Raw genomic sequence first — 12,471 nt, 5'->3', positions numbered from 1 at the left:
CATCATACCCCCATGGGGTATCAACTGGAGAGGTGGGAAGACATGTCGTCGAGCGAGTATCAGGTAACAGGCATGACGTGCGGGCATTGCGAGGCCTCGGTGCGCGAGGAAGTCGCAGCCGTAGAGGGTGTTCAGGACGCTCAGGTGAGCGCGCAGACCGGCAGGCTCGTGGTCACCGCCGTCGGCCTCGTCGACGAGGCCGCGGTGGTCGACGCAGTCACAGCGGCCGGCTATTCGGCAGTGCGGATTTGATGGACGCCAGCTCGCGTCCTGCTGTCGGCGTGACGTTCGCGGGTTAACGCACTTTTACACCTTCAGCCCTGTGCGGCCGCCGAGCAAAGCGCAATCGGCCGACAACGGAGAAAACGGCGATGCACCACACCGGTGCGTCGTTCGGTGAGATCAGAGTGGATAGGAGACCACATGCGCAAGCCTCTCATGACGGCCGTCTCGGCCGGAATACTCGTCGGAGTACTGGTTCTGGCCGGTTGCAGTGCCGGCGAAAGCCAGGACCACCAAGGCCATGACAGTGGCAGCATGGCCAGCAGTGCCGGAGCAATGAGCGATTCGCCGATGGACCACCCGATGGACGGCGGACCGGCACCTGCCGGCATCAAGGCGGTCTCAGCACCCAAGTTTCCGATCGGCAGCCAGGTCATGCTGACCGCAGACCACATGGCGGGCATGGACGGTGCGCGGGCCACAATCGTCGGCGCCTTCGACACCTACACCTACTCGGTGAACTTCACCCCGACCACCGGCGGCCAGCCGGTCAAGGATCACAAGTGGGTAGTCCAACAGGAGATCAAAAACGCAGGAGATCGACGTCTGGCCGATGGCACCGAAGTCACCCTCGAGGCCGATCACATGACGGGCATGAAGGGGGCGAAGGCAACAATCGCCAGCTCCACCGACCAGACCGTCTACATGGTCGATTACGAGGCGGACGGCATGAAGATGACCAACCATAAGTGGGTCGTCGAGAGCGAAATTCAACCGACGTCTTGAGCCGGGGGGTGGTGACGACTTCAACAGTCACCAACCCAGCTGGGGAATGACGATGAGGAAGGCAGCAGGATGACTGACCCCCACGCGCACCACCACCACCGAGACGTCGGCGGCGCCCCCATACACGGCGTCGACCGCCATGACGCGGCAGTGCCTGAGAGCCACAATGCTGTCGCAGACCCACCGCACAGCGGGCACAACGAACACGGCGAGCACGGTCGAGATCACAACGACCACGCCGACCATCACGGAGAGCATGGCACCCCCAGCGGGCGTAGCGGGCACCTGGACCACGACAGTGGACACGGAGACCACAGTGGGCACCGGGACCACCACGGTGCGCACGGGGGGCATGGTGGGCACGGTGACCACGTCGGGGAGTTTCGCCGACTGTTCTGGATCAACCTCATCATCGCGGTTCCGGTAATCGCCTTCTCGCCGATGTTCGCGATGTTGGTCGGCTACTCGGTCCCCGGCTGGGCCGAATGGATCGCGCCCGCGCTCGGCACCGTGATGTACCTCTGGGGCGGCTGGCCGTTCCTGGCCGGCGCTCTGAGCGAGCTGCGGACGCGGAAACCCGGGATGATGCTTCTGATCGCACTGGCGATCACGGTGGCGTTCTTCGCGTCCTGGGCGGCGACGCTGGGACTTGTCAGTCATCAACTGGAGTTCTGGTGGGAATTGGCGCTGCTGATCGTCATCATGCTGCTGGGCCACTGGATCGAGATGCGGTCGCTGGCCCAGACCACCTCGGCCCTGGACTCCCTGGCCGCGCTTCTGCCCGACCAAGCAGAACGTGTCCGAGACGGGCAAATCGAGGCCGTGGCCCCCGCCGATCTGGAGGTCGGCGACACCGTCGTCATTCGCCCCGGCGGGGGCATCCCAGCCGACGGCCGGATCGTCGAGGGGCGTGCGGCGATGGACGAATCGATGGTCACCGGTGAGTCCCAGACGGTCACCCGCAGTGTTGGCGACACCGTGACCGCGGGGACGGTCGCTTCCGATTCAGGACTACGAATCGTGATCACGGCCACCGGCGACGAGACGACTCTCGCCGGGATCCAACGGCTTGTCACCGATGCTCAGAACTCGTCGTCTCGTGCTCAACGACTCGCCGACACCGCGGCCGGATGGCTGTTCTGGTTTGCCCTCGGAGCCGCGGCGATCACCGCGATTGTGTGGACGGCGATCGGCTTGCCCGATGATGCGGTGGTTCGCACGATCACCGTCTTGGTGATCGCGTGCCCGCACGCTCTGGGCCTAGCGATTCCGCTCGTCGTCTCGATTGCGACCGAGCGTGCGGCCCGGGGCGGCGTACTCGTCAAAGACCGACTTGCGTTGGAGAGCATGCGGACGGTCGACAGCGTCCTATTCGACAAGACCGGCACGCTCACCCGGGGCGAACCCACTGTCACGGATGTCTTTGCCGTCGACGACGTCGACGAGGATCAGTTGCTGGCGTTGGCGGCGGCCGCTGAGTCCGACAGCGAGCATCCCCTCGCACGCGCGATCGTCGGCGCCGCCGATCGCCACAGCCTCAGAGTCCCGACCAGCAGCGATTTCTCCTCATCGCCCGCAGTGGGGGTCACCGCGACGATCGAGGGAACGACAGTGCGGGTCGGGGGCCCGCACCTGCTCGCCGAAGAACACCTCAACGAACTGCCTGTCGCTGATCGCTGGCGTGCGGACGGGGCGATCATCTTGCATGTCATTCAAGACCGGCGGCTGATCGGCGCATTGAAACTCGCCGACGAGATCCGCCGCGAGTCACGCGAGGCTGTCGATGCGCTCCATGCGCAGGGCGTCGAGGTCGTGATGATCACCGGTGACGCTGAAGCTGTCGCGAATGCCGTTGCTCATGAACTCGGCATCGACCGTGTCTTCGCCGGTGTCCGTCCCGAAGACAAGGCCGCCAAGGTGCAGGAACTGCAGACCGAAGGTCGCAGGGTGGCGATGGTCGGAGACGGGGTGAACGATGCTCCCGCGCTCGCCCAGGCCGACATCGGTCTGGCGATCGGCGCAGGTACTGATGTCGCTATCGCCTCGGCCGGTGTCATCCTGGCCAGCGACGATCCCCGCTCCGTGCTCTCGGTGATCGAACTGTCGCGAGCGGCGTACCGCAAGATGAAACAGAACCTGTGGTGGGCGGCCGGTTACAATCTGATCTCCGTCCCGCTCGCGGCCGGAGTGCTTGCACCCATCGGATTTGTCATGCCGATGTCGGTGGGCGCGATCCTCATGTCGTTGTCGACCATCGTCGTGGCCCTGAACGCACAACTGCTGCGCAGACTCGACCTGCATCCAGGATCAACGACGCGCGCAGTCTTGGACCGCTAGCCGGGTTAGTCCGCCGCCGGCCACCGTCAGCACCCGGGCATCGATCACTCTCACCATTTACTAAGCAAGTTAGTACTACTCTCCTTAGTAGATGGAGGTGGTTGTGTGGCACCCGGACACATTTCCGAGGACAGGTACCGGATCGACGAGAGGATGCCGGACTGCGCGCGTGGCCGTCGGCGACGCGCGCAGGCGCTCGTCGGCGCGATGCTCATCGGTGCCACGGTGCTGACCGCGTGCGGTACCGGCACTGATGCCGTGTCTGCGGTGCGCGCCAATCAGTTCGTCTCCCCTGACGGTCAGACGGTCATCGACTACGCGCCCGCCATGCGGCGTGCGATCGGCGCGGTCGAGGGTGAGGACTTGTTCGACCGGGGAACTGTCCGGCTCGCCGATTACCGCGGTGACGTTGTTGTGGTGAACGTGTGGGCTTCGTGGTGCCCACCGTGCCGTACCGAGTTTCAGGCACTGGAGAACGTCTACCGCGACACCCGCGCCCGTGGGGTGCAGTTCGTGGGGATCAACTTTCGTGATTCGCGCTCGACCGCACAGGATTTCACCACCGACCGCAAGGTGCCCTATCGGTCGATCTTCGACTACGGCGGCGCCACCCTTGCCGCACTCGGAGTCCCCGTGGGTGTTGTCCCGACCACTCTGATCCTCGACCGCCAGCACCGCCCAGCGAAGCTGTTCCTTCGAGCGATCACCGAGGCCGAATTGCGTGCTGCCGTTGTGACGGTGGCCGAGGAGAAGGCGGCGCCGCAGTGAATCAGTGGTTTCTGGCGGATCTGGGAACGACGTTCGCGGCCACGGTCACCAGTGGTCCGCTGCTGCTGGGCCTGGGTGTCGCGGCGCTGGTCGGGATCATCTCTTTCGCCTCGCCGTGCGTGGTGCCTCTGGTGCCGGGCTACCTGTCGTATCTGGCGGGGCTGGTCGGTGCCGAAGCTCCCGCCGTCCAGGTCGGTGAGGGCCCCAAGTCCGGCCGGTGGCGGGTGGTTGCCGCGGCAGGGCTGTTCGTCCTGGGCTTCACGCTCGTCTACGTCCTGGCCACGGTGGCGCTGTTCGGTGTGACCTCGGTCTTCCTCGATCAGGCCCGCCTGGCAGTGATGCAACGCGTCGGCGGGGTCGTGACCATCGTGATGGGCTTGGTATTCGTCGGCGTGGTTCCGTTCTTCCGGCGAGAACGCCGCATGACGCCTCACCGCCGCACCGGTATGGTCGGCGCGCCGCTGCTGGGGGCCGTGTTCGCCATCGGGTGGATACCGTGCAGCAGTGCCACCCTCGGTGCCGTCATCGGGCTAGCGATCAGCACGAACGGCGACGCGCCGTTCCGCGGCGCGCTGATGGTCGTCGCGTACTGCTTCGGCCTCGGTGTCCCGTTCGTGGTCCTGGCGTTCTCATCGGCATGGGCCGTCCGCAGCCTTGGCTTCCTCCGCCGCCACGCCCGCACCATTCAGATCGTCGGGGGCGTCCTGCTGGTCGGTGTCGGCGTGATGTTGGTGACGGGCTTGTGGAATGTGTTCGTGGACTGGGTCCGAATGGCGCTGATCAACGACGTCGTCCTGCCCGTGTGACCGGGCGCCCAACGAGCCTGGCCCCGGCCTGACGGTGCGCGTCGGCGTGCGGACTCTCGATCACGATCGATGCGACGGGCCGGGCGAGCACCGGCCGGTTCCCAGGAGGGTCAGGCGGGGCAGGCAGCCAGGAAGACGGTGGCCAGACCGGCGAGGAATAGCAGAATGGGGAACATCGCGGCCGCTGTCGGGGCAGCGTAGGACGAACTACGCGACGGTCGCGTGCCGGGAGCGGCGGAACGGCCCAATCGATGCAACCGCAGATCGACGCAGTCACGAGCGATCCCCAGAGCGCCCGCCGGCGCGGTCGGGTGAACGTGCGTGATCGCGCGGACGACGGCAGCGTCGCCGTGCTCATGCGCGGCGTGTGCGTCGGCGTCGAACTCGACCAGGGCGCGCACGATGGGACTCGCCTGCCGAGTCAGTGGTAGCCAGGGCACCGCGTGCGAGAGACAGTCGGCGACGCGGACGAACAGATGATGGTGACCATGGACGTGCGCCTGTTCGTGAGCCATCACCGCCGACAACGCCGCCGGGTCCAGTCGCTGCCGCAGCCCTTCGCTGGCCACGATCAGGCCCTCGGTCCGTCCGGGCGTGCTGTAGGCCATGGGTGTGCTCGTCGGCAGCCACAGTGGCGACCGGGCGCCCGTCGGGTTCAGCAACCGCGCGAGCAGTGCGTGGTGCGCCCCGATCTCGAGGTCACGGCGACGGGCGGTCCGCCAGAACGCCGCAGCCCGCCACCCGGACACGGCCAGGACGAGGGCGAACACGCCTGGCCCGGCGACCAACTCGAGGGTGCGGCTGACCGCACTGTCGAGTCCGTTCAGGCAGGTCTGCAACACCCCACCCACGACGCTCGCGTGGCCGGGAATGGCGACGATGGCCACCGAGCTCGCAGCGGCGACGAACACGCCAGCGGTCAGCGCCGCCCACACCCGCAGCAGGGTCCTGGCCGTGAGTCGATCACGCGCGATCAGGACGTCGAGGACCCGGTCACCGATCAGAGCCGCAGCCAGCGCACTCACGCCCAACAGTGCTGCCGTGACCACCGCGTCAGTCCCGTTCCCGCAGGCCCTGAGCGATTGCTGCGCTTTCCTGGTCGGAGGCGTGCCGCACGAAATGCAGCAGCGCCCCAGACGGGTCGCCGGCGTCGGCCAGCACCGCACGCAAGGCATCGCTGACGGTCTGCTCACGCGACTTGAGCGAGTGATACCAGTACGCCCGGCCGCGCCGGTCGCGTCCCAGCCACCCCTTCTGGTACAGGTTGTCCATCACCGTCATCACCGTCGTGTACGCGGGTTCGCGCTCCGCGTCCAGCCCTTCGAGCACGTCGCGGACACGTTTGTCCGCGTCATCGCGCCAGAAGACCTCCATGATGCGTGCCTCCAGCTCGCCCAGACCGTGCATCGCACACCTTTCCCTCACGCCACTGCACTGACTGCGGCAAACCGCGCAGTCAGGCCGCGACCGCGCATCGCCGTTCGCCCTGCAGCCGTCGCTGCAGGGCCCAACCCAACAATGCCACGGACACCACAGCCAGGATCGGCTGCAACGGCGCCCAGACGGTCAATGCTCCACTGACACCGACGACCGCGACCACCACCTTGTTGCACACCGGGCATCCGACAGCCAACGCCGAACCGACCGTCGCCCAGAGTTTCTTCTCCATCCGCGGCGCCGTCCGGGCTTGAATGTAGGTGGCCGCGATCAGGCCGCCCAACACCGCGGTCGCCAGCCAAATCGGGTAGTTCCACCACAGGGTCGGCGTCATGCGTGAATACCACGGCGTGTCGATCAGTCCGGACGGAATACCGACGGCCAATCCGATCGCGATGGCCGTGACTGCTGCCACCACCCAGCGCACCAGGGACCACTCACGCAGCATGGCCACTCCTTCTTGTCTTGGTCAGCATCTGTGTCTCGGCCCGTCGAGTCGAGTCGGTCTCGTCCGCCGGGTCGGCAGTCGTCGAATCACGGCGAACGTGCGCGGTGAATACCAGTCGCCGCAGCAGCGCTCGCGCGGCGAGCGCCACGATCGCCGCTACTATTGCCGCCCACACCCAATGCCAGGTCGGCGGCCAGCCGAGGCGGTGCGCATGCGGGCGCCCTCGCAAGTCAACGGTCTCGGCATAGACCAAGATCATTGCACCGCTGAGGACTGCTGCGAGAACGCCGACCGCCACGGCGAGTCGATGACTGACCCTTGTTCGCGTCACTGCCAACCCCTCCATCTACTAAGCAACATAGTAGGTCAGTGTCGGCGGTCGCGCACCTGCCCCCGAGCCAGCACCGACACGTCCGGAGGCGTCGCAGTCGGCGGCGGCGATGCCTCGGTGGCGATGGTGACGCCGCGGGCCTGCAGCCACGGCAGCGGATCGATCGCCGTCCCGGCGGGGTCGGCGACCTCGAAGTGCACGTGCGGCCCGCTCGACACCCCGCGGCTGCCGACAGTGCCGATCTGCTGACTCATACGCACACGGTCGCCGACGTTGACCGAATTCTGATCGTTGTGACCGTAGGTCGTGACAGCACCGTCCGCGTGACGGATACGGATCCACAGGCCGAACCCCTCCGCAGGCCCTGAGTTGATGACCTCGCCGTCCTCGACCGCCAGGATGGGCGCTCCCAGGCGGTTGCCGATGTCGATGCCCTGATGACCGCGACCGTCACCGAACGTGGAGGTCAGGACACCGCCGGGGGTGGGGGTGGCCGCAGTCTGCCCGGGAGCGGGGCGGGCGCCGTCCGGGGCGAGGTGATCGGAGGATCCCCCGTGCGAAATCGACGGGTCGTGCGGCGCGACCGCGGCAGCGAGTGTCGCCAGTAGGCGCCCCACAGGGACCGCGTCGAGGATCAATGGCGCCTGCCCACCGAAGGCAGTCCCGGCGGCCGCGAAGCACCCCAGAGCTCCGACCCGATCGCCTGCGGCGGGGTCGGTCTCGGCAGAGACGGTCAGACATGAGGTCACGGTGGCCATCGGGGCCAGCAGCTTCACCAGTCCGTCAGGTCCGGCCACGGCCCGCACGCTGTCTTTAACGATGGCCGCCAGCTCGACCACGACGTGACCGTCAACACCGTTGGCGGTCTCAGCCACGGCGGGCGCTGGACTCAGCGTCCCCGCCGCAACCGCCGCGGCCAGACCAAGAGCGACAGGGGCGGTGCCCACCCAGTGCCGCACCCGAGGTGCGAGCGTTGCCGATGATGGCGAGGAGGTGAGTCCGACGAGGGGATCTCTAGTCATGGACGCCACTATGACACTTGCGCACCACTGGCACCACCAGCACCAAACCGGACATTCGACGGAATGGGCAATGCGTGTGCGGGCCGCCTTCAATCGCAGAACATGGAGGTCAGCGCGGTCGACAGGTCGATGTCAGCGCGGGCTGCAACGCCGTCGATGTCGACCCAATGATCTACTAAGCGCCTTAGTAGATCGTTGCGGGAGTGAGATCTATTCGTGATCGTCTCGCAGGAGTTCTGATCAGGCCAGCGCACTGCCTGCTCGCCATTGCTCCCAGGGCACGCCCCAGTCGCCGTTCTGCCAGAGCTCCAGCGGCGCCCCGCCGGTGTTGCGGACCTCGACGACGTCGCCCGGGATCGAGAACTGGTAGAACCAGCGGGCGTTGGCGCCGTTGAGGTTGAGGCAGCCATGCGAGAGATTCGTGTTTCCTTGCGCCCAGACGGTCTCGTCCAGTTGATGCAGATAGACACCGTCGGTGCTGATCCTCGTGGCGTAGGCGATGGTTTGCTTGTAGCCGAGCCTGGAGTTGATCGGCAGACCGTAGGTGGACGAGTCCATGACGACCGGATTCGCCTTATCCAGCACCGTATAGATGCCACGCTGAGTCCAGAAGCTGATCTCGGTGCCCCCGATGACCTCAGTGCCACCCATCCCCATCGAGGTCGGCATCGTGCGGACGAGGTTGCCGTTCTCGTACACCTTGACCTGCTTGGTGCGATCGTCGGCGATCGCTACGTGCGAGTCACCGATCGTGAAAGTCGCCTCGGCATCTTCTTGACCGTAGAGGCCGCCGCCGAGGTCGGCGCCGTAGATCCGCGCCTCAACGGTGACCTCGGTGCCAGGACGGTAGTACTCGCGCGGCCGCCAGTGAGCGTTCTGGTCGTCGAGCCAGTACCAGGAGCCCTCGACTCCGGGCGTGGTGCGGACCGACAGTCGCCGCTCGGCTGCGGCGCGGTCACCAATCGGCTCGTCGAAGTGAGCAACGATGACGATTCCGACGCCGTAGGTCCCTCCGGTCGACAGTGGCGTGCCGCCGGTCGTCTGCAGGGTGACGCCGGCCTGATTGTCGGGGGTGAGCGTGGTGAACGACCCGGTGCGCGAGGCGCGCTGTCCGCCGCCGCGAGCCGTGGCGGTCACGGTGTACGTCCGGCCATAACCGAGCGGTTCACCGACCTTCCAGGAGGAGCGGTCCGGTGTCATGATGCCGACGACAGGCCGCCCCCCATCGTTGACGAGCGTCACGTTCTCCAGGGTGCCGCCGCGCACAGTGGCCACGACCGGGGCAAGGGGATCGACTCCGCTCGCCCCGTCGTCGGGGGTGAGCTCGATCGACGGCGCGGCCGACGCAACCGACGGATCGGCCACCAGATCCCGGGATGGCTGCGAACACCCTGCGATGATCAGGACGGCAGCAAGAAGGAAGGCGGCAGTACCGCCTCTAGGGAATTTGACCATGGGATACGACCTCTCGTGTGCACAGAACGCGACCGCGAGGGGCGAAACCACCCCATCTACTAAGCAGCTTAGTAGATGGGGTGATCGAGGTGTCTCAGTCGGCCCGCGATGTACCGGTCTAGGTGCCGCAGGGCTGGTGCGTCTACGCGTATCGGAGAGTGGTCATCATGCCCGTCTCCATGTGATAGATGTTGTGGCAGTGCAGAGCCCAGGCGCCGGGGTTGTCGGCGTCGAGGTCGACGTTGACGCGGCCCATCGGACGGATCAGCACCGTATCCTTGCGCAAACCCGATCGGTCGGGCAGCGACCAGGTGTGGCCGTGGATGTGCATCGGATGCACCATCATCGTCGAGTTCGTGATCTGCATTCGCAGCCGCTGGCCGGGCCGGACAGTCAGCGGTGTGTCCTGGCCGTACTTCTTGCCGTTGATCCCCCAGGCAAACGGCGACATCTGCCCGTTCAAAGTGACTTTGAGTGTGGTGTCGGGATCGCGGTCGGGCAATCGTGCCGATTCCGCCGCGGCCAGGTCATCGGCGCCAAGAAGTACTGGACCCTCGAGTTCGCGCGGGCGGATGGTGCTCGGCGGGGCCTGTCCCGAAGCTGTCCGCAGGAGCGCCAAGGCTTGGCCACTCTTGCCTTCGGCCGCCGCGACAAGCGGGAACACGCCATCTCCGGCGGTGATGGTCACGTCGTAGCGCTCACCCATCGCGACGTACAGGGCTCCGGTCTGCTTGTCGTTGACCCGATGTCCGTCACTGTGCGTCACCGTCATCGTGTGGTCGGCGAGTGCGACCTTGAAGACCGTGTCCGATGCCGCGTTGATCAGTCGCACCCGGACTCGTTGACCCGGTCGGCAGCGGAACTCGGTCGGCGCCTCCGGAACCCTGCCGTTGATGAGATAGTGCGGGTAGGCGACGTCTCCGGCGTCACCCAGCGACGAATTGCCGTGGTTCATTCCCGGCATCGACGAGTGATCCATCCCGCCCATGCCCGACTTCAACGGTCCGGAATCGGCCTGAAAGTCGGCCAGAATCTGATCGGGGCTCTTCCCGACCCCGTCCGTCCAGTCGTCGAGGACGACGATCCATTCCGCGTCGTAGTCGCCCGCATCGGCCGGATCATCGATGATGATCGGCGCGTACAGACCTCGATCGAGCTGTGCCCCGACGTGGGGGTGGAAGAAGTGCGTCCCAGCATCGGGGGCCGTGAAGGCGTACACGAACCGGTTTCCGGGTGCGATCGCCTGCTGCGTGACGTCTGGGACTCCGTCGGCTTCGTTGCGAAGTCGGATGCCGTGCCAGTGAACGGTCGTCGGCGCAGGAAGTTGGTTGTCGACGTTGACTCGCAGGAAGTCGCCCGCAGTGGCGCGAACCACTCGCCCGGGAACCTCGTCGCCGTAGGCCCAGGTGTTCGCGATAATGCCCGCACCGAGGTCGACAGCCACCGGTCGGGCCGTCAAAGACGCCTCCACCACCTTCTGCCCCGGCTTCGGCGACGCCTGCAACGGTGGTCCCGGCAACGGCGACGACTCAGGGCGTTGAGGGCGGTCCGGGCTGCACGCGCCGAGTACCCCGACCCCCAGCGCCGCCAACCCTCCGATGAGCACCGATCGCCTCGAAACCTCAACCATCCTGATCAGCCTTTCTGGTCCGCGCTGAATCCGCGAGCATGTATCGCGGACGTCCACTCCCATAGTCGTCTCCGACGCGCCGGGTAGCGACTCTCGCGGACGATCTTGAGGAAACCTTGAACCGATGCTGACGATACGAATGTGGCCCCTCACCGTCGCCAGCATTGGAGCACGCACAACGGCATGTCCTGGCTCACCGTTCAACGGGAACTATCACCAGCCCCACAGGCCTGACCACTGCGCCGACTGGTCGGCTCTCACCAGTTTGGAGGCCCCTGGGGGTCGTCGCGAATCAGCCGAACCATCCGCGTGTAGTCCACGTCCGAAATCTCCCCGCACGCCAAACGCTGGCCGAGGACAGACTCGGGGTCCAGCTTTGAAGAGGCGCGTATCGACGAACGGATCGCCAGAGTGATTCCGACGGCGATCAACGCCCAGACTGCGATCAGTACGAGCAGCATCCAACCGTGCCCGAAACTGCCCATGTGGCCGCCGTTAGAGAACATCATCGCTACACCTCATTCACCGTCGATCCAACAGTACGCCGCCGACCGTGGCAGACCGAGTCTCGCCTGCACCGACCGGGGCACAGGCCGACAACTTCAGGCATTCGGTCGTCACGGCCCAACGATGCCTTCCCCACGTCACACCGCCCTGGACTGAACAGCATTGATGCTGTTGTCCGCCACGAGTTTCCTTCAGCGACGTCGCCTACCCGAAGCTGCGGGGCGAGCCGGACCGCACAGTGAGGCGGTCAGGCGCACCCAGGCAGCGGAGCCATCGAAAACCGCTACCGGACACCCGACTTGCGTGCGACGAGTAACCAGTAGGGAAAGTCGACACTGCCGGCGCGGATCCGCTCCTCGACATGCAGGCCGGCTCGCTGGAGTTCGTCGACAATCGCATCGAACTCCCGGACATGAAACCCGTACTGCGTGAACGGCATCGCTCGCAAAGCATCCGGATCTGCGATGCCGAGAACGGCGCAGCCGTTGCCAGCGAGAATCCGATTGAGCTCACTGAATGCGGCGAACACATCATCGATGAAGTAGATCGTATTTGTGCTGATCAACGCGTCAATCGAAGCGTCCGGAACAGGTAATGCCTCCATCGGCGCGGCAGTCAGTGACAGTCTCCGCGTTTGGACCTCGCGACGGAAGCGTCTCTGTGCGCCGTCGATCATCGTTGTGGAGATCTCGAATCCGTGCACCATGCCCGATTGCCCTACA

The 12,471-nt window shown here is 65.9% G+C and carries 14 protein-coding genes; 5 read left to right on the top strand and 9 right to left on the bottom strand.

Annotated features, from left to right (window positions below; translation table 11 throughout):
* Window positions 1-42 precede the first annotated feature (42 nt).
* Entirely contained in the window at window positions 43-252 is a 210-nt protein-coding gene (locus ABFX36_RS13550) for a heavy-metal-associated domain-containing protein (protein WP_174302307.1), read from the top strand.
* Between the two features lie 171 nt (window positions 253-423).
* Window positions 424-1,008: a YdhK family protein gene (locus tag ABFX36_RS13545; protein WP_006898148.1), complete on the top strand. Its 585-nt coding sequence runs from the start codon at window positions 424-426 to the stop codon at window positions 1,006-1,008.
* A 27-nt stretch (window positions 1,009-1,035) separates the two neighbouring features.
* Here the strand turns inward: ABFX36_RS13545 and ABFX36_RS13540 are convergent, their stop codons facing one another.
* Window positions 1,036-1,362: a hypothetical protein gene (locus ABFX36_RS13540; RefSeq protein WP_231650302.1), complete on the bottom strand. Its 327-nt coding sequence runs from the start codon at window positions 1,360-1,362 to the stop codon at window positions 1,036-1,038.
* A gap of 87 nt (window positions 1,363-1,449) precedes the next feature.
* On the opposite strand from ABFX36_RS13540, the gene ABFX36_RS13535 reads away from it, so the two are divergent.
* From ABFX36_RS13535 to ABFX36_RS13525, 3 genes are all read left to right on the top strand, one after another.
* Complete coding sequence (locus ABFX36_RS13535) at window positions 1,450-3,345, top strand: heavy metal translocating P-type ATPase (protein ID WP_006898150.1); 1,896 nt, start codon at window positions 1,450-1,452, stop codon at window positions 3,343-3,345.
* Between the two features lie 153 nt (window positions 3,346-3,498).
* Window positions 3,499-4,113, top strand: coding sequence for a TlpA family protein disulfide reductase (locus ABFX36_RS13530; RefSeq protein WP_287001281.1), 615 nt, complete (start codon window positions 3,499-3,501; stop codon window positions 4,111-4,113).
* A complete protein-coding gene (locus ABFX36_RS13525; protein WP_045540370.1) occupies window positions 4,110-4,919 on the top strand; it encodes a cytochrome c biogenesis CcdA family protein in 810 nt (269 codons plus the stop codon). Before ABFX36_RS13530 ends, ABFX36_RS13525 begins: the two co-directional genes overlap by 4 nt.
* Window positions 4,920-5,029: 110 nt before the next feature.
* On the opposite strand, the gene ABFX36_RS13520 is transcribed toward ABFX36_RS13525, so the two are convergent.
* The 8 genes from ABFX36_RS13520 to ABFX36_RS13485 all read right to left on the bottom strand — a co-directional run.
* The gene (locus tag ABFX36_RS13520; protein WP_006898153.1) at window positions 5,030-5,968 is read right to left on the bottom strand and encodes a M56 family metallopeptidase; all 939 of its coding nucleotides are present in this window, start codon (window positions 5,966-5,968) and stop codon (window positions 5,030-5,032) included.
* 4 nt (window positions 5,969-5,972) lie between these two features.
* Complete coding sequence (locus ABFX36_RS13515) at window positions 5,973-6,326, bottom strand: BlaI/MecI/CopY family transcriptional regulator (protein ID WP_006898154.1); 354 nt, start codon at window positions 6,324-6,326, stop codon at window positions 5,973-5,975.
* Window positions 6,327-6,375: 49 nt separating this feature from the next.
* Window positions 6,376-6,804, bottom strand: a complete 429-nt coding sequence (locus ABFX36_RS13510) for a hypothetical protein (protein WP_006898155.1) — start codon at window positions 6,802-6,804, stop codon at window positions 6,376-6,378.
* A gap of 366 nt (window positions 6,805-7,170) precedes the next feature.
* Window positions 7,171-8,094, bottom strand: coding sequence for a M23 family metallopeptidase (locus ABFX36_RS13505; RefSeq protein ID WP_006898157.1), 924 nt, complete (start codon window positions 8,092-8,094; stop codon window positions 7,171-7,173).
* Window positions 8,095-8,397: 303 nt separating this feature from the next.
* The gene (locus ABFX36_RS13500; RefSeq protein ID WP_006898158.1) at window positions 8,398-9,612 is read right to left on the bottom strand and encodes a L,D-transpeptidase; all 1,215 of its coding nucleotides are present in this window, start codon (window positions 9,610-9,612) and stop codon (window positions 8,398-8,400) included.
* 142 nt (window positions 9,613-9,754) lie between these two features.
* Window positions 9,755-11,242 (bottom strand): multicopper oxidase family protein, encoded by a 1,488-nt coding sequence (locus ABFX36_RS13495; RefSeq protein ID WP_006898159.1) that lies wholly within the window; start codon window positions 11,240-11,242, stop codon window positions 9,755-9,757.
* 257 nt (window positions 11,243-11,499) lie between these two features.
* Complete coding sequence (locus ABFX36_RS13490) at window positions 11,500-11,751, bottom strand: hypothetical protein (RefSeq protein ID WP_006898160.1); 252 nt, start codon at window positions 11,749-11,751, stop codon at window positions 11,500-11,502.
* A gap of 281 nt (window positions 11,752-12,032) precedes the next feature.
* A partial coding sequence (locus ABFX36_RS13485) for a class I SAM-dependent methyltransferase (protein ID WP_346076750.1) occupies window positions 12,033-12,471 on the bottom strand: 439 nt, incomplete at its 5' end.

Source organism: Gordonia cholesterolivorans (assembly GCF_039531975.1).
Lineage (GTDB): Bacteria > Actinomycetota > Actinomycetes > Mycobacteriales > Mycobacteriaceae > Gordonia > Gordonia sihwensis.
This window is presented reverse-complemented; position numbering and strand designations above follow the sequence as displayed.

Excerpts from the sequence above, each read along its gene's own strand:
- ABFX36_RS13550 (WP_174302307.1), top strand. The coding sequence starts at position 43 with ATGTCGTCGAGCGAGTATCAGGTAACAGGCATGACGTGCGGGCATTGC.
- ABFX36_RS13545 (WP_006898148.1), top strand. The coding sequence starts at position 424 with ATGCGCAAGCCTCTCATGACGGCCGTCTCGGCCGGAATACTCGTCGGA.
- ABFX36_RS13540 (WP_231650302.1), bottom strand. The coding sequence starts at position 1,362 with ATGCCCCCCGTGCGCACCGTGGTGGTCCCGGTGCCCACTGTGGTCTCC.
- ABFX36_RS13535 (WP_006898150.1), top strand. The coding sequence starts at position 1,450 with ATGTTCGCGATGTTGGTCGGCTACTCGGTCCCCGGCTGGGCCGAATGG.
- ABFX36_RS13530 (WP_287001281.1), top strand. The coding sequence starts at position 3,499 with ATGCCGGACTGCGCGCGTGGCCGTCGGCGACGCGCGCAGGCGCTCGTC.
- ABFX36_RS13515 (WP_006898154.1), bottom strand. The coding sequence starts at position 6,326 with ATGCACGGTCTGGGCGAGCTGGAGGCACGCATCATGGAGGTCTTCTGG.
- ABFX36_RS13510 (WP_006898155.1), bottom strand. The coding sequence starts at position 6,804 with ATGCTGCGTGAGTGGTCCCTGGTGCGCTGGGTGGTGGCAGCAGTCACG.
- ABFX36_RS13500 (WP_006898158.1), bottom strand. The coding sequence starts at position 9,612 with ATGGTCAAATTCCCTAGAGGCGGTACTGCCGCCTTCCTTCTTGCTGCC.
- ABFX36_RS13495 (WP_006898159.1), bottom strand. The coding sequence starts at position 11,242 with ATGGTTGAGGTTTCGAGGCGATCGGTGCTCATCGGAGGGTTGGCGGCG.
- ABFX36_RS13490 (WP_006898160.1), bottom strand. The coding sequence starts at position 11,751 with ATGATGTTCTCTAACGGCGGCCACATGGGCAGTTTCGGGCACGGTTGG.